This window comes from Massilia sp. NBRC 108631 (assembly GCF_059704565.1).
This window is the reverse complement of sequence record NZ_BAAKJE010000182.1, coordinates 36670-52646: the sequence shown is the minus strand read 5'-3', so window position 1 is coordinate 52646 and position 15977 is coordinate 36670. Positions and strand designations below refer to the sequence as shown.

At 64.0% G+C, this 15977-nt stretch carries 14 protein-coding genes; 11 read left to right on the top strand and 3 right to left on the bottom strand.

Translation table 11 applies throughout. The features are described from left to right. The first annotated feature begins 14 nt into the window (after positions 1 to 14). Positions 15 to 1079, top strand: a complete 1065-nt coding sequence (locus AC6H42_RS19785) for a DUF1853 family protein (protein ID WP_497548768.1) — start codon at positions 15 to 17, stop codon at positions 1077 to 1079. A 9-nt stretch (positions 1080 to 1088) separates the two neighbouring features. Here the strand turns inward: AC6H42_RS19785 and lplT are convergent, their stop codons facing one another. Beyond that, positions 1089 to 2351 carry a lysophospholipid transporter LplT gene (gene lplT / locus AC6H42_RS19780; protein ID WP_057155579.1) on the bottom strand — a complete coding sequence of 421 codons (1263 nt, stop codon included), beginning with the start codon at positions 2349 to 2351 and terminating at the stop codon, positions 1089 to 1091. A 211-nt stretch (positions 2352 to 2562) separates the two neighbouring features. Between lplT and alr the strand changes: the two genes are divergently transcribed. From alr to AC6H42_RS19755, 5 genes are all read left to right on the top strand, one after another. Then, a complete protein-coding gene (gene alr, locus AC6H42_RS19775) occupies positions 2563 to 3672 on the top strand; it encodes an alanine racemase (RefSeq protein ID WP_057155578.1) in 1110 nt (369 codons plus the stop codon). An 11-nt stretch (positions 3673 to 3683) separates the two neighbouring features. Then, positions 3684 to 5063 carry a DNA repair protein RadA gene (gene radA / locus AC6H42_RS19770; protein WP_057155577.1) on the top strand — a complete coding sequence of 460 codons (1380 nt, stop codon included), beginning with the start codon at positions 3684 to 3686 and terminating at the stop codon, positions 5061 to 5063. A gap of 135 nt (positions 5064 to 5198) precedes the next feature. Next, entirely contained in the window at positions 5199 to 5519 is a 321-nt protein-coding gene (locus tag AC6H42_RS19765; protein ID WP_057155576.1) for a PilZ domain-containing protein, read from the top strand. An 87-nt stretch (positions 5520 to 5606) separates the two neighbouring features. Further along, positions 5607 to 7019, top strand: coding sequence for a flagellar filament capping protein FliD (gene fliD / locus AC6H42_RS19760; RefSeq protein WP_497548767.1), 1413 nt, complete (start codon positions 5607 to 5609; stop codon positions 7017 to 7019). 84 nt (positions 7020 to 7103) lie between these two features. Next, positions 7104 to 8222: a polyamine ABC transporter substrate-binding protein gene (locus AC6H42_RS19755; protein WP_057155574.1), complete on the top strand. Its 1119-nt coding sequence runs from the start codon at positions 7104 to 7106 to the stop codon at positions 8220 to 8222. A gap of 313 nt (positions 8223 to 8535) precedes the next feature. Here AC6H42_RS19755 and sixA read toward each other — a convergent pair whose 3' ends face one another. Further along, positions 8536 to 9003: a phosphohistidine phosphatase SixA gene (gene sixA, locus AC6H42_RS19750; RefSeq protein WP_057155573.1), complete on the bottom strand. Its 468-nt coding sequence runs from the start codon at positions 9001 to 9003 to the stop codon at positions 8536 to 8538. 18 nt (positions 9004 to 9021) lie between these two features. After that, positions 9022 to 11121, bottom strand: coding sequence for a polyphosphate kinase 1 (ppk1, locus tag AC6H42_RS19745; protein ID WP_057156066.1), 2100 nt, complete (start codon positions 11119 to 11121; stop codon positions 9022 to 9024). A gap of 276 nt (positions 11122 to 11397) precedes the next feature. Between ppk1 and pstS the strand changes: the two genes are divergently transcribed. From pstS to phoU, 5 genes are all read left to right on the top strand, one after another. Then, positions 11398 to 12435 (top strand): phosphate ABC transporter substrate-binding protein PstS, encoded by a 1038-nt coding sequence (gene pstS, locus AC6H42_RS19740; protein ID WP_373888178.1) that lies wholly within the window; start codon positions 11398 to 11400, stop codon positions 12433 to 12435. A 152-nt stretch (positions 12436 to 12587) separates the two neighbouring features. Further along, positions 12588 to 13556: a phosphate ABC transporter permease subunit PstC gene (pstC, locus tag AC6H42_RS19735; RefSeq protein WP_229418181.1), complete on the top strand. Its 969-nt coding sequence runs from the start codon at positions 12588 to 12590 to the stop codon at positions 13554 to 13556. After that, positions 13553 to 14416, top strand: a complete 864-nt coding sequence (pstA, locus tag AC6H42_RS19730; protein WP_057155570.1) for a phosphate ABC transporter permease PstA — start codon at positions 13553 to 13555, stop codon at positions 14414 to 14416. The genes pstC and pstA overlap by 4 nt, the downstream gene beginning before the upstream one ends. Before the next feature lie 16 nt (positions 14417 to 14432). Then, positions 14433 to 15233 carry a phosphate ABC transporter ATP-binding protein PstB gene (gene pstB, locus AC6H42_RS19725; protein ID WP_057155569.1) on the top strand — a complete coding sequence of 267 codons (801 nt, stop codon included), beginning with the start codon at positions 14433 to 14435 and terminating at the stop codon, positions 15231 to 15233. A gap of 36 nt (positions 15234 to 15269) precedes the next feature. After that, positions 15270 to 15974 carry a phosphate signaling complex protein PhoU gene (gene phoU, locus AC6H42_RS19720; RefSeq protein ID WP_057155568.1) on the top strand — a complete coding sequence of 235 codons (705 nt, stop codon included), beginning with the start codon at positions 15270 to 15272 and terminating at the stop codon, positions 15972 to 15974. Positions 15975 to 15977 lie beyond the last annotated feature (3 nt).

Below are 15977 nucleotides of genomic sequence, written 5' to 3'. Positions count from 1 at the left end.
CGGAAACGTACCAGATGCGCTTCGAGCGCACCTGGGGCCATCTGACCCGCCCCCATGTGCGCGCGCTGGCCTGGCTGCTGGACGCGCCGGACCTGCTCGACCCGGCCTCGCCGCACTGGCAAAACCGCATCGCCACCCTCGGCCCCGTGCCGCCGGCGGCCGCCGAATGGCTGGCCGCGCTGGAGCGCGACCCCGCGCCGCTGGACGCCGCCCTGGGCGGCCGTTTCTATTCGCGCCTTGGCCTGTACGCCGAGAAACTGATGGCGTTCTATTTCGAGCAGCAAGGCACCCTGGTGGCGCATGGCCTGCAGGTGCGCGCCAACCGCAACGACACGGTGGGCGAGTTCGATTTCCTGCTGCGCCATGGCAGCCAGCTGCTGCACTGGGAATTCGCCACCAAGTTCTACCTGCTGGACGACACGGCGGGAGCGGCCAGCTTCAACCACCTGATCGGCCCCAACCTGGCGGACACGCTGGGCGTCAAGATGCGCAAGACTTTCGCCAAGCAGCTCGAACTGGCCTACCACCCCGCCGCGCAGCCGCTGCTGCCGCAGCCGGTGGATCTGGCGCAGGCGCTGGTGAAGGGCTGGCTGTTCTATCCGCAAGGTTCGCCGCACGCGCTGGCCGGCATCTCGCCCGGCCACTGCCTGGGCTACTGGAGCACGCTGCGTGAATTCGCGGCCGGCCGCAACGGCGCCGCGCAGCCGCGGCAACAGTACGTGGTGATGCCGCGCCTTCAATGGCTGGCGCCGCTGAAGGTGCGCGCGGCTGGCGCCGGTGCACCCGTGCCGGGTTCCGGGCCGGATGCGGTGCCGGACCGCCCGCCGGGATCGCCAGCCGCCGCCGGACCGGCGCGCATCAATTCCATCGCGGCGGTCGACAGCGCGGCGCCGCTGGACGCTGCGCAAGTGGTGCAGGCCGTGCTGGCCCGTTTCGAACAGGAGATGTCGCCGGTGATGGTGGCGTCGGTGGTGGAGCGGGATGGCTGGCTGGTCGAGCGCGAGCGGGGTTTTGTCGCGCCGGACGACTGGCGCGCGCGGGCCGCCGCGCGCCGTGAACAGGGGCTGCTGCCCCCGTAAAGTGCTACGCTAGTGCTTCGCTTCGCCGATCAGTGCGAGCGAATCGTGCTGGCGCTGGTTGGCATTGTGCAGCCACATAATGCACAGCATGATGCCGGCAATGAACAGGCCGAACAGCACGATGATGGTGTTCAGTCCCAGGTGCAGGCGTATCATCAGCGAGTACATGGCCAGCATGGTCAGGATGGACAGGTTTTCATTGAAGTTCTGCACCGCGATCGAGTGGCCCGCACTCATCAGCACGTGGCCCCGGTGCTGCAGCAGCGCGTTCATCGGCACCACGAAGAAGCCGCCGATGGCGCCGATCACCACCAGCAGCGGGTAGGCGATCCAGGTCGAGTACACCAGTGTCATGCCCATCACGATGACCCCCATCAGGATGCCCAGCGGGATCACCGACAGCGACTTGCGCAGCGTAATGAAGCGGGCCGACATGATGGCGCCGAAGGCGATGCCGATGGCGACCATGCCCACCATGCTGGTGGCCTGGTCGTAGCGCATGCCCAGCGAGCGCTGCGCCCACTCCAGCACGATCAGCTGCAAGGTGGCGCCGGCGCCCCAGAACAGCGTGGTCACCGCCAGCGAAATCTGGCCCAGCTTGTCCTTCCACAGCAGCGTGAAGCAGTTCGAGAAATCGACGATCAGCTTGATCGGATTGCGTTCCTGGTGCGGATAGATACAGCCGGTGTCCGGGATGCGCAGGTTGAAGATGGCCGCCAGCACATAGGTCAGGCCCAGTACGCACAGCGCCGCCTCGGTGGTGGTGTCGATGCCGGTCTCGATCAGCGGGAGGTCGATATTGAGCAGCATGCTCGACAGGCGGCCGGTCACCAGCGCGCCGCCCATGACGGTGCCGAGAATGATGGAGGTCACGGTCAGGCCTTCGATCCAGCCGTTGGCGGCCACCAGCTTCTCGGCCGGCAGCAGTTCGGTCAGGATGCCGTACTTGGCGGGCGAGTACACCGCCGCGCCGAAGCCGACCACGGCATAGGCCAGCAGCGGGTGAACATGGAAGAAGATCATGGCGCAGCCCAGGATCTTGATCATGTTGGCGATGAACATGACCCGGCCTTTGGGCAGGGCGTCCGAGAAAGCACCGACGAAAGCGGCCAGCAGCACGTAGAACAGCACGAACGACAATTTCAGCAGCGGCGTCAGCCACGCCGGGGACTTCATGGAAATCAGCAGATCGATGGCCACAAACAGCAGTGCATTGTCTGCCAGTGACGAAAAGAACTGCGCTGCCATGATGGTATAAAAACCACGATTCATACTGGAAGGCCTGGAAACTAATCTCGGCTTGCTTTATACCATGAATAACTGGTATTCCCAAGAAATCGACTACATGTACGGAAGCTGCGGCCAAGCCCGCCGTTTCGATGTTTCCGCAAGGAAATCAGGCGTTGTCCGGGCTGCTGCCCGGGGCGCATCCGGCGGCGCATCCGGGTAGAATACGGCTTCGCTCAACCGTCCCGATTTCACTATGCCAAGGCCGATCGTCGCAACCATCCATATAGAGTCCATGCAACACAACCTGGCGCGGGCCAGAGCCTGCGCGCCGGGCGCCAGGGTGTGGGGCGTGCTGAAGGCGAACGGCTACGGCCATGGACTGGAGCGCGCCATGCGCGGCCTGGCGGACGCCGACGGCCTGGCGCTGATCGAGCCGGACAACGCGCTGCGCTTGCGCGAACTGGGCTGGACCAAGCCCATCCTGCTGCTCGAAGGCCCTTTCGACGCGGCCGACGTGGCCATGATGGCCGCGCATGGCATCAACGGCGCCGTGCATGGCGAGGAGCAGTTGGCGCTGATCGAGTCGGCCCGCCTGCCCGCAGCGGCCAAGCCGCTGAATCTGCACCTGAAAATGAACACCGGCATGAACCGTCTCGGCTTCAAGCCGGAGCGGTTCGCCGCCGCCCATGCGCGCCTGCGCGCGCTGCCGCACGTGGGCGAAATCACGCTGATGACCCACTTCGCCAATGCCGACGAGACCGCGCATCCGCGCCTGCCGATCGGCGAGCAGGTGCGCCGCTTCAACGCCGGCGCGGCCGGCTTGCCGGGGCCGCTCAGCCTGGCCAACTCGGCTGGCATCTTCCACATGCCCGGCGCGGCGCGGACCCTGGGCGCCGAACTGGTGAGCGACTGGATACGGCCCGGCATCATGCTGTACGGCGGCTCGCCGGGCGGCAAGAGCGCCGAGGAATTCGGCCTGCTGCCGGCCATGACGCTGAGCAGCGAACTGATTTCGGTGCAGGACATCCTGGCCGGCGACTGCGTCGGCTACGGCAGCCGCTTCCAGGCCGACGGCCCGATGCGCATCGGCGTGGTCGCTTGCGGCTACGCCGATGGCTACCCGCGCCACGCGCCGCAGGGTACGCCGGTGCTGGTGGACGGCGTGCGCACCCGCGTGGTCGGCCGCGTATCGATGGACATGCTGACCGTGGACCTGAGCGGCCTGCCGCAGGCGCGCGTGGGCAGCAAGGTGGTGCTGTGGGGACGGGGCATGCCGATCGACGAGGTGGCCACCGCCGCCGGCACCATCGGCTATGAGCTGATGTGCGCGCTGGCGCCGCGCGTGCGCGTGGTGGAAGCGTAAGGAGCACCGGCATGGCCAAGGCAAAAACCAATTACACCTGCACCGAATGCGGCGGAACCAGCAGCAAATGGACCGGCCAGTGCGGCGCCTGCCAGCAGTGGAACACCATGGTGGAAACCGTGCTGGAGTCCGGCGCCGGCAACAACCGCTACTCCAATCCGCAGCACCTGTCGCTGGCGCAGACCGCGCCGGTGCTGTCGCTGCAGGACATCGAGGCGCTGGACGTGCCGCGCTTCCCGACCGGCATCGAGGAGTTCGACCGGGTACTGGGCGGCGGCCTGGTGGCCGGCGGCGTGGTGCTGATCGGCGGCGATCCCGGCATCGGCAAGTCGACCCTGCTGCTACAGGCGCTGGCGCACATGTCGCACGCGAAAAGCGTGCTGTATGTCAGCGGCGAGGAATCCGGCGCCCAGATCGCACTGCGCGCCAAGCGCCTGGCGATCGACGCGCGCGACCTCAAATTGCAGGCCGAGATCCAGCTGGAAAAGGTGCTCGGCACGCTGGCCGAGCTGAAGCCGCAGGTGGCGGTGATCGACTCGATCCAGACCATGTATTCGGACGCGCTCAGCTCGGCGCCCGGCTCGGTGGCGCAAGTACGCGAGTGCGCAGCCCAGCTGACCCGCATGGCCAAGCAGAGCGGCATCACCATCATCCTGGTGGGGCACGTGACGAAGGAGGGCGCGCTGGCCGGGCCGCGCGTGCTCGAGCACATTGTCGATACGGTGCTGTACTTCGAGGGCGACAACCATTCCAGTTATCGGCTGGTGCGCGCCATCAAGAACCGCTTCGGCGCGGTCAACGAGCTGGGCGTGTTCGCCATGACGGACAAGGGCTTGAAAGGCGTGTCCAATCCGTCCGCGCTGTTCCTGTCGCAGCATGACAACCAGGTGCCCGGTTCCTGTGTGATGGTGACGCAGGAGGGAACCCGCCCGCTGCTGGTGGAAATCCAGGCGCTGGTCGATGCCAGCCACCTGCCGAACGCGCGCCGGCTGTCGGTGGGCCTGGAGCAGAACCGGCTGGCCATGCTGCTGGCGGTGCTGCACCGCCACGCCGGCATTGCCGCGTTCGACCAGGACGTGTTCATCAACGCGGTCGGCGGCGTGAAGATCACCGAGCCGGCGGCCGACCTGGCGGTGCTGCTGGCGATTAACTCGTCGATGCGCAGCAAGGCGCTGCCGCGCGGCTTCGTGGTGTTCGGCGAGGTGGGCCTGGCGGGCGAGATCCGGCCCGCGCCGCGCGGCCAGGAACGCTTGCGCGAGGCGGCCAAGCTGGGTTTCTCGATCGCCATGATACCCAAGGCGAACGCGCCCAAGCAGGCCATCGAGGGCATGACCATCGTGGCGGTGGAGCGCATCGACGACGCGTTCACCAAGCTGCGTGAATTGCAGTAAGCAAGTTTATTCGTACGGCAATTTCCGCCTGCATCAAAAGTGAATGCGCAGTAGAATGAAGGCTTGGAGAGCGCTACCAGAAACGCGCTCTGATCAGGCAGTCAACAGGCAAGTCGAAATTCAGGAAGCAACAGCGTGCTAGTAGATCAAAGGCAGACAACCCGTAAAATTTTACGCGCAAAAGCGGTGGTGGTAATGGAGGGCGCCAAGCCGGCGCCGGCCCGTACCATCGACCTGGGCCCGACCGGCATGTCGGTCACCATGGGCCACATGGTGCCGTCCGGCCAGATCGGGCAGGTTTCATTCGAGATGTTTGTGGATGGCAAACCGGTCATCATTAGCTGCCGTTCAAAAGTAACATATTGCATCTTTAGCGGCGACGACGTGAAAGTCGGCCTACAATTCATCAATCCCGATGCGGCCGCCGTGGCCGCGATCGGCAAGTTCATGCGCTGATACGGGCGGCTTATACCGCGCTGTTTGCCGCATTGATGGACGGGTGAAGACCTTATCATGTCTTCCACTTTGATCGGATGACACAAAATGGCAAACTCAGGCATCGGCAGCATCGGAAACTACGGCAATCTGACCGGCACGGCGGCGTATGGCGCGAACAGCTCGACGCCGTCGGCGTCGGTACTGGCCAAGGTCGAGCGCACGCTGGCGGGCCAGGCCGGTTCCGTGGCCAGGCTGAATACCAGCCTGCTGCGCGACCAGACCAAGCTGTCCGGCCTGGGCCAGCTGCAAAGCGCGCTGACCGGCTTCCAGTCGATCGCCGAGCGCCTGGCCGGCAGCGGCCTGAGCACCTCGGCCACGTCGTCCGGCAAGGGCGTGCTGAACGTGAGCGCGGGCGGCACCGCCAAACCCGGCACGTATGCGGTGGAGGTGAAACAGCTGGCGCAGGGCCAGATCCTCAATAGCGACAAGCTGGCCAGCGCCGGTTCCAGGATCGGCACCGGCTCGCCGGCCACCATCAAGGTTGAATTCGGTGTCGAGGGCGCGGACAAATTCACGCCCGGCAAGACCGCCGCCAAGACCATCACCATCGACAGCAAGAACAATACGCTGGACGGCATTGCCGCCGCCTTCAAGGACGCCGGCATCGACGCCAGCGTGGTCAAGAGCGGCACCGGCTACGCGCTGCAGATCAAGGGCGAAAACGGCGAAGCGGCCAGCATGCGCATCAGCGTGTCCGGCGACGCGGCCGTGAAGAGCCTGGTGTCCTACAATCCGGCCGCCAACAACAGCCCCACGGCGCAGGGCCTGACCCAGGCGCAAGCGGCGCAGGACGCGCTGGCCACCGTGAACGGCAAGGAAGTGAAAAGCGCCAGCAATACGCTGAAGGACGCCATCGAAGGCGTCAGCGTCACCCTGACCGGCAGCGGCAAGACCGACGTGACCGTCAGCCAGGACAGCGCCCAGATCGCGCAGAACGTCACCAGCTTCGTCAACGCCTACAACGACCTGAACAACAAACTGAGCGCCTTGCAGAAGGGCGAGCTGAAGTCCGACCTGGCGCTGGGCCAGGTCAGCCGCGAGCTCAATTCGCTGGTGCAGGGCGGCGGCGGGGTGTCCAGGACCGCGCTGGCGGCGGCCGGCGTGACGGTCGACAGCAGCGGCAAGCTGATGCTGGACGACAAGAAGCTGAAAAGCGCCATTGCGGCCGATTCGGCCGGCGTGGCCGGCTTGTTCACCAACCAGGGCAAGGGCCTGGCCGACCAGTTCGACGCCAAGATCGATGTCCTGACCGGCAAGAACAGCAGCATCCAGCGCGAGGCGCAGCAGGTCAGCAAGGACATCGGCACCCTCACCGCGAAAAAGGCCGACCTGGCCAAGGCGCTGACTACCCAGGCCAATGTGCTGGTGGCGTTCTACACGCAGCAGGAGCAGGCCGCCGCCAGCGAAGCCTTGCCCGGCTACACCGGCGCGCGCTCGCTGTTCGACTTCCTGGCCTAACGGGCCCGGCGCGCTTGCATTCGGCGCCGCAATGCCTGATCATCTCGCGTTCTGAGTATTCTTCTTTTCTTTGGAGGCAGGCATATGGCGGGGAAGCGTTGGGGCAAGTTGATGATGTTGGCGGCGACGGCTGCCATGATGTCCACGGCGGGGCTGGTGCAGGCGCAGCAGGAAGAGAAAGTCCTGAACATCTACAACTGGTCGGACTATATCGCCGACGACACCATCAAGAACTTCGAGAAAGAGACCGGCATCAAGGTCCGCTATGATGTTTTTGATAACAACGAGATCCTGAACTCCAAGCTGGCCGCCGGCAAATCCGGCTACGACATCGTGGTGCCGACCGCACCGTGGGCCAAGCTGCAGATCGACGCCAAGCAGCTGCGCAAGCTGGACAAGTCCAAGCTGGCCAACCTGGCCAACCTGGACCCGCAAATCCAGGCCAAGCTGGCCAAGATCGACCCCAACAATGAATACCTGGTGGACTGGCTGTGGGGCTACGCCACGGTGGGCATCAACGTCGGCAAGGTGAAAGCCGCGCTGGGCGGCGAGCCGATGCCGGACAATGCCTGGGAGCTGATCTTCAACCCGAAATACGCGGCCAAGCTGAAGTCTTGCGGCGTGTCCTTCCTCGACTCGCCGTCCGAGGTGCTGCCGGCGGCGCTGCAATACATCGGCAAGCCGGCGTACTCGGCCAAGGCGGCCGACTACGCCGAGGCGGGCAAGGTGCTGACGGCCATCCGTCCTTACGTCACGCTGTTCAGCTCGTCGGGTTATATCAACGACATGGCCAACGGCGCCATTTGCGTGGCCTTCGGCTGGTCCGGCGACATCAACATCGCCCGCCAGCGCGCCATCGACGCTAAGAACGGCAACCAGATCCAGGTGCTGGTGCCGAAGACCTCGGCCGCGCTGGTGTTCGACACCATGGCCATTCCGGCCGACGCGCCGCACCCGAACAATGCGCACCTGTTCATCAACTACATCCTGCGTCCGGAAGTGCATGCCAGCCTGACCAACAAGGTGTTCTACGCCAACCCGAACAAGGCAGGCATCAAGTTTGTGCGCAAGGATATCGCCGACAACAAGACGGTCTTCCTGCCGGCGGCCGACATGCAGCGCATGATCGCCCCGGAAGCAGTGCCGGCCGACGTGCGCCGTTCCATCACCCGCATCTACACCAAGTTCAAAACCGGCATGTAGCAGCGAGATAAGCAGGGATAAGCAGGAAGAGCAGCAAGCTGTAAACGCGACAAAGGCGCCTTAAGTGCTAGCTTAAGGCGCCCGGTTCCGCGCAGCGGCAGGCTATTCGTGATAGCGATCGGATAGTTTGTGATGGCTCCCACTGGACTCCTGGATCAGCTCGAACACGACCAGTGCGATCATGCCGCCAAAAATGCCCATGGTGAGGAGGGTAAACATAAGTTTTCAACCGTCTTTGGGACGGCAGCTCCCTAGAGTTGATACAACTAAACTTTAGCAGAAGCGTTTTGCTTTTCAAGCCACAGTTGCAACGCTATTTCACCACCAGGTCCGAAGCCATCACCGCCTTCAGGTAAAGACTGTCCGGGTCGCCCGGATCGCGCTGCACGAACCACCAGGCGCTGGCTTTGCGGATATCCCAGTCCTGGTCCTCCCCCGTCATCAGCAGCGCCGCCGCCTGGCCCAGGGTGGGCTGGTGGCCCACCACCAGCACGGTTTCCCGGGCGCCCGGCCAGTTGGCCGCTTTCAGCACGTCGGCCGCGTCCGCGCCCGGCGCCAGGTCGTTGTGGATCTTGAATTTGCGGCCCAGCGCTTCCGCCGTCTGCAAAGTGCGCAGCGCGGGGCTGGACAGCACGCGGCAATTGTCCGGCAGCTGGGAGTCCAGCCACTGGCCCATGCGCCGCGCCTGCTTCTGGCCCTTGGTTGTCAGGGCCCGCTCCAGGTCGGACTGGCCGGGAGCCGCTTCTTCGGCTTCGGCGTGGCGCCACAAGATCAGGTCCATGGTATCCCTCTTTTCGCGTTAGTCGTTAACCTCGCCGCTGGGCGTGCCCAGGGTATGCATCAGGTATTGCTGTCCGCTGAACAGGGTTTGCTTGCCGCGCGGACGGCGGCGCTGGTAATGGCCGGTCGGCTCCAGTTCCCAGGCATTGCTGTTGTCCTTCAGGTAAGGGTTCAGGCCTTCGGCGATGACGCGCCGCTTCAGCGCGCGGTCCAGCACGGGGAAGGCAACTTCGATGCGGCGGAACAGGTTGCGGCTCATCCAGTCCGCGCTGCCCAGGTAGACGTCGTGCGTCAGATCGTTGCGGAAATAGTAGATGCGGCTGTGTTCCAGGAAGCGGCCGATGATGGAGCGCACCCGGATGTTTTCGGACAGGCCAGGCACGCCCGGCTTCAGCGTGCAGGCGCCGCGCACGATCAGGTCGATCTTGACGCCATCCTTGGACGCGGCGTACAGCGCGCGGATTACCGATTCGTCCACCAGCGCATTCATTTTGGCGATAATCCGGCCGGGCCGCCCGGCGCGCGCGATCTTGGCCTCGTTGCGGATGGCCTTGATCACCTCGTTCTGCAGCGCGAACGGCGCCAGCCACAGGTGGTTCAGCTTCTGCGGCTTGGTCAGGCTGGTCAGGTGCATGAACACTTCGTTGACGTCGCGCCCCAGCTCCGGGTTGCTGGTGAGCAGGCCGAAGTCGGTGTACAGCTTGGTGGTGGTGGGGTGGTAGTTGCCGGTGCCCAGATGCGAGTAGTAGCGCAGGCCGCCTTCCTCGCGGCGTATCACCAGCGCCACCTTGGCGTGCGTCTTCAAGCCCACCACGCCGTACACCACCTGCGCGCCAGCCTGCTCCAACTTGTCGGCCCAGTTGATGTTGGCTTCTTCGTCGAAGCGCGCCATCAGTTCCACGATCACGGTCACTTCCTTGCCGGCGCGGGCTGCCATGATGAGCGACTCCATCAGGTCCGAGTTCATGCCGGTGCGGTAGATGGTCTGCTTGAGCGCCACCACGGCCGGGTCCAGCGCGGCGGCGCGGATGAAGTCGATCACGGTCTGGAATGACTGGTAGGGGTGGTGCAGCAGGATGTCCTGCTGGCGCAGCGCGCCGAAGATGTCGGTATTGGTGGTCTTGTTGGCCACACCGGGGAAAAAGGGCGGAAAGCGCAGCTCGGGGTGGGCCACGTTGTTGATGATCTCGGTCAGGCGCACCAGGTTGACCGGACCGTCGACTTCATACAGGCGGCTGTTGTCCAGCGCGAACTGGTCCAGCAGGAACTGCGACAGCTCGGGCGGGCAGTTCTTTGCCACCTCCAGCCGCACCGAGGTGCCGAACTGGCGGCCCTGCAGCTCGCCCTTGAGCGCCTGGCGCAGGTTCTTCACCTCTTCCTCGTCGACCCACAAGTCGGAGTCGCGCGTGACGCGGAACTGCGAATAGGCGATCACTTCGCGGCCGGCGAACAGGTCGGAAATATGCGCATGGATGATGGAGGAGAGCAGGCAGAACGACACCCCGCCCGCGTCCGACAGCTCGTCGGGCAGGCGGATCACGCGCGGCAGCACGCGCGGCGCCTTGACGATGGCGATGGCGGTGCCGCGGCCGAAGGCGTCCTTGCCGGTCAGCGAAACGATGAAGTTGAGACTCTTGTTGACCACTTGCGGGAAGGGGTGGGCCGGGTCCAGGCCGATTGGCGTTAGCAGCGGGCGCACTTCGCGCTCGAAATACTGCTTGACCCAGGCGCGTTGCGCCTCGTTGCGCTGGGTGTGGCGCAGCAGGTGGATGCCCGCTTCCTGCAGCTGCGGCAGCACTTCGGTATTTAACAGTTCGTATTGCAGTTTGACCAGCTCGTGGCACTCGTCGCAGATGCGGCGCAGGTTGGCGGCCAGGGCAGGGTGCAGCGCGCTGTTGCTGCCGTCGGTGGCGGCGGCCGCCAGCAGGCTGGCCACGCGTACTTCAAAGAATTCGTCCAGATTGCTGCTGACGATGCATAAATAGCGCAGGCGTTCCAGCAACGGTACGGCAGGGTCGGCGGCTTGCGCCATGACGCGGCGGTTGAATGCCAGCTGGGACAGTTCGCGGTCGAGGAAAATACCGTGCTTGTTTGTTTCCGAACGCAGGTCAGGCTTCATGATGTTGTCTATCACTTTATCTTTGCAGATGGTTAATTCTAGCCCAATCGGGCGCGCCCCAGTGTAGATGTTAATTGTGACAACTCCATGACAAAACGGTGACGGCGCGGCTGTCACGTTTGTCATAATTGACCGGAACGGTGTCAAAACCGGGGTACTATTCCCTCTGAAGCGGGTGTTTTAATTATTTTTTCACATGTCATAAAGCTGTCATATTGGCTCGGTAGACTGCGCAGCATTCAAACCGTCACAACCCCTAAGGACATTGATATGCGTATGAAACAGTTGTTCACCTCCCTGGTTATCGGCGCCACCGCTGCCGTCGCCTTTTCCACCGCCGCTGCTGCGGACTTGACCGGCGCAGGCGCAACTTTCCCTTACCCGATTTACGCCAAGTGGGCTGAATCGTACAAGGCAGCCACCGGCAACGGCCTGAACTACCAGTCCGTGGGTTCCGGCGCCGGCGTGAAGCAGATCAAAGCCAAGACCGTCGACTTCGGCGCCACCGACAGCCCGCTGAAAGGCGACGAGCTGGACGCGGAAGGCCTGACCCAGTTCCCGGCCATCATGGGCGGCGTGGTTGCCATCGTGAACCTGGACGGTGTCACCCCGGGCGCGATGAAGCTGACCGGCCAGGTGATCGGCGACATCTACCTGGGCAAGATCACCAAGTGGAACGCGGCTGAAATCACCGCCCTGAACCCAGGCATGAAACTGCCGAACGATGAAATCACCGTGGTACACCGCGCCGACGGCTCGGGCACGTCCTTCCTGTGGACCGACTACCTGTCCAAAACCAACCCTGAGTTCAAGACCAAGGTTGGCGCCGGTACCGCCGTCAAGTGGGTGGTGGGCGTGGGCGGCAAGGGCAACGAAGGCGTGGCCGCCAACGTGCAGCGTATCAAGGGCGCGATCGGCTACGTGGAGTGGGCTTTCGCCAAGAAGAACAAGATCGCGCACACCCAGCTGAAAAACAAGGACGGCCAGTTCGTGCAGCCTGACGACGACAACTTCAAAGCTGCCGCCGCCAACGCCGAGTGGACCAAGACCCCGGGCTTCGGCGTGGTGCTGACCGACCAGGCCGGCAAGACCTCCTGGCCGATCACCGGCGTGTCCTTCATCCTGATGCACAAAACCCAGGCTGATGCAGCCAAGGGCAAGGAAGTGGTCAAGTTCTTCGACTGGGCCTTCAAGAACGGTGGCGCCGCCGCCGCCGACCTGGACTACGTGCCGCTGCCTGCTTCGGTTGTGAAGCTGGTGCAGGATTCGTGGAAAGCCAACCTGAAAGACGCTTCGGGTAAAGCAATCTACTAATCCCCGCGGCCTCCTCGGACAGCCGAGGAGGCTAGCCGGGGACGCTGCGGCGGACCGCCGCCGCGGCGCACCCGGCTAGCCCACATCCAGAACAAGACCACTCTATGAGCGCAGACATCACATCCCCGCCGATCACCTTGTCGGAGCCCGCCATGACAGAAGTGTCCAATGCCGCCATGCTCTCGACCATGCGCAAGCAGCGCATCCAGGATTTCATCTTCCACAAAGTCACGATGACCTTTTCCCTGTCGGTACTGCTGGTACTGGTGGGGATTATCATTTCGCTGGTGCTGGGCGCCATGCCGGCGCTGCAGCACTTCGGCCCGGCCTTCATCACCACCGTCGAATGGGACCCGGTCAATGACAACTACGGCGCGCTGATCGCCATCGTCGGCACCCTGGCCACGGCCGGCATCGCGCTGCTGATCGCCTTCCCGGTCAGCTTCGGCATCGCGCTGTTCCTGACCGAGATCTGCCCGGTCTGGCTGCGCCGCCCGCTGGGCACGGCCGTCGAGCTGCTGGCCGGCGTGCCGTCCATCATCTACGGCATGTGGGGCCTGTTCGTGTTCGCGCCGCTGTTCGGCGACTACGTGCAGCCTTTCCTGAAAGCCACGCTGGGCCAGCTGCCCATCATCGGTTCCGTGTTCAGCGGCCCGACCATGGGCATCGGCATCCTGACCGCCGGCCTGATCCTGGCCGTAATGATCATCCCCTTCATTTCCTCCGTGATGCGCGACGTGTTCGAGATCGTGCCGGCGGTGCTGAAGGAATCGGCCTACGGCCTGGGCTGCACGAAGTGGGAAGTGGTGCGCAAGGTGGTGCTGCCGTACACCAAGAGCGGCGTGGTCGGCGGCGTGATGCTGGGCCTGGGCCGCGCGCTGGGCGAGACCATGGCGGTGACCTTCGTCATCGGCAACGCCAACAAATTGTCCTGGTCGCTGTTCGCGGCCGGTAACTCGATCGCCTCGACGCTGGCCAATGAGTTCGCCGAGGCGGAGAGCACGCTGCACGTGTCCTCGCTGTATGCGCTGGCGCTGATCCTGTTCGTGATTACCCTGATCGTTCTGTCCGCCGCCAAGCTGATGCTGGCCGGCATGTCCCGCAAGGAAGGCGTCAAATGAGCCAAGCTACCCCAATGAACCCGGTCTACCGCAAGCGCCTGCTGGTGCACCGTATCGGCATCGCGCTGTCCGTGATGGCCATGTCGGTCGGCCTGATCGTGCTGCTGTGGATCCTGGCCACGCTGCTGATCAACGGCTTCTCGGCCCTGCACTACACCCTGTTCACGGCCAACACCCCGGCGCCCGGCAGCGAAGGCGGCGGCTTGCTGAACGCCATCGTCGGCAGCCTGATGATGGTGGGCGTGGCCACCGTGGTGTCGACCCCGATCGGCATCCTGGCCGGCATCTACCTGGCCGAATACGGCGAAGAGAACAAGGTGGCGCAGGTGACCCGCTTCGTGACCGACATCATGCTGTCCGCGCCATCCATCGTGATCGGCCTGTTCGTCTACGCGCTGTACGTGGCCAACGTGAAGCACTTCTCGGGCTACGCCGGTTCCATCGCGCTGTCGCTGATCGCGGTGCCGGTGGTGGTGCGCACCACCGACAATATGCTCAAGCTGGTGCCCAACAGCCTGCTGGAAGCGGCGTTCGCGCTGGGCGCGCCGCGCTGGAAAGTGGCCATGACGGTGCGCCTGCGCGCGGTCAAGGCCGGCGTGGTGACCGGCGTGCTGCTGGCCGTGGCGCGCATCTCCGGCGAAACCGCGCCGCTGCTGTTTACCGCGCTCAACAACCAGTTCTTCAGCGCCGACATGAACGCGCCGGTGGCCAACCTGCCGGTGGTGATTTACCAGTTCGCCATGAGCCCGTACGACAACTGGCGCTCGCTGGCCTGGGGCGGCGCCCTGCTGGTGACCTTCAGCGTGCTGGGCCTGAACATCCTGTCGCGCACCGTGTTCAGCCAAAAAGCCCCGAACTAATCAAACATACATACAGATGAATACGCAAATGAGCAACGACACCAAAGCAGCGAACGCCGCCAAGCGCAAGACCATCGAAATCTCGGGCCTGAACTTCTTCTATGGCAAGACGCAGAGCCTGCACAACGTCAACCTGGACGTGCACGAGAAGCAGGTGACGGCCTTCATCGGCCCGTCCGGCTGCGGCAAGTCGACCCTGCTGCGCACGCTGAACCGCATGTACGACCTGTATCCGGGCCAGCGCGCCGAAGGCTCCATCATGTACCGCGGCCGCAACATCCTCGAGCCGGGCCAGGACGTCAACATGCTGCGCGCCAAGGTCGGCATGGTGTTCCAGAAGCCGACCCCGTTCCCGATGTCGATCTACGACAACATCGCTTTCGGCGTGCGCCTGTATGAAGACCTGTCGAAAGGCGAGATGGACGAGCGCGTGGAATGGGCGCTGAAGAAGGCCGCGCTGTGGGGCGAGGTGAAGGACAAGCTGAGCAAGAGCGGCCTGTCGCTGTCCGGCGGCCAGCAGCAGCGCCTGTGCATCGCGCGCGGCGTGGCGGTCAAGCCCGACGTGCTGCTGCTCGACGAACCGACCTCGGCGCTGGACCCGATCTCGACTTCGAAAGTGGAAGAACTGATCAGCGAACTGAAGCAGGACTACACCATCGCCATCGTCACCCACAACATGCAGCAGGCGGCGCGCTGCTCCGACTACACCGCCTATATGTACCTGGGCGAACTGGTGGAGTTCGGCGAAACCGACCAGATCTTCATGAACCCTGCCCGCAAGGAAACGCAGGATTACATCACCGGCCGCTTCGGCTAAGCCTCGGCACATAACAAGAGTACGGAGAGAACCACCATGATGGGCGAACATTCATCCAAGAAATATGACGAGGAACTGGAAGCGATCCGCTCCAAGGTGCTGCTGATGGGCGGCATCGTCGAGACCCAATTCCTCGACGCCATGACCTGCTTCCGCATCGGCAACCTGGAACGCGCCGAGCGCGTGATGCGCGAAGACGATACCGTGAACCAGCTGGAAGTGCAGCTGGATGACGCCTGCAGCCACCTGATCGTGCGCCGCCAGCCGACCGCCAACGACCTGCGCACCGTGATGGCCACCATCAAGGTGATTACCGACCTGGAGCGCATCGGCGACGAAGCGACCAAGATCGCGCGCACCGCGAAAAGCCTGCACAGCCGCGGCGCCGTGACGGTGAGCCACTATGAAATGGTGCGCAGCATCGCCAACGCCACCAGCGACATGCTGCACGACGCGCTGGACGCGTTCGCCCGCAACGACGGCAAGCAGGCGCTGCAGCTGATCGCGCAGGATGCCGTGATCGACCACGAGTTCCGTTCCATCATGCGCAATCTGATCACCTTCATGATGGAAGATCCGCGTACAATCTCCGCCGCGCTGGACACCCTGTGGGTGGCCAAGGCAATCGAGCGCATCGGCGACCACGCGAAGAACATCGCCGAGTACGTGATTTACGTGGTGGAAGGCAAGGACATCCGCCATACCAAGACCGTTCCCCTGCCGGACGATCTCCCAGAATAAAGT

Bases quoted from the DNA above. Each gene is read 5' to 3' on its own strand.
- AC6H42_RS19785 (WP_497548768.1), top strand. From the start codon at position 15: ATGCGCTTCGAGCGCACCTGGGGCCATCTGACCCGCCCCCATGTGCGC.
- lplT (WP_057155579.1), bottom strand. From the start codon at position 2,351: ATGAATCGTGGTTTTTATACCATCATGGCAGCGCAGTTCTTTTCGTCA.
- alr (WP_057155578.1), top strand. From the start codon at position 2,563: ATGCCAAGGCCGATCGTCGCAACCATCCATATAGAGTCCATGCAACAC.
- radA (WP_057155577.1), top strand. From the start codon at position 3,684: ATGGCCAAGGCAAAAACCAATTACACCTGCACCGAATGCGGCGGAACC.
- fliD (WP_497548767.1), top strand. From the start codon at position 5,607: ATGGCAAACTCAGGCATCGGCAGCATCGGAAACTACGGCAATCTGACC.
- AC6H42_RS19755 (WP_057155574.1), top strand. From the start codon at position 7,104: ATGGCGGGGAAGCGTTGGGGCAAGTTGATGATGTTGGCGGCGACGGCT.
- sixA (WP_057155573.1), bottom strand. From the start codon at position 9,003: ATGGACCTGATCTTGTGGCGCCACGCCGAAGCCGAAGAAGCGGCTCCC.
- ppk1 (WP_057156066.1), bottom strand. From the start codon at position 11,121: ATGAAGCCTGACCTGCGTTCGGAAACAAACAAGCACGGTATTTTCCTC.
- pstS (WP_373888178.1), top strand. From the start codon at position 11,398: ATGAAACAGTTGTTCACCTCCCTGGTTATCGGCGCCACCGCTGCCGTC.
- pstC (WP_229418181.1), top strand. From the start codon at position 12,588: ATGACAGAAGTGTCCAATGCCGCCATGCTCTCGACCATGCGCAAGCAG.
- pstA (WP_057155570.1), top strand. From the start codon at position 13,553: ATGAGCCAAGCTACCCCAATGAACCCGGTCTACCGCAAGCGCCTGCTG.
- pstB (WP_057155569.1), top strand. From the start codon at position 14,433: ATGAATACGCAAATGAGCAACGACACCAAAGCAGCGAACGCCGCCAAG.
- phoU (WP_057155568.1), top strand. From the start codon at position 15,270: ATGATGGGCGAACATTCATCCAAGAAATATGACGAGGAACTGGAAGCG.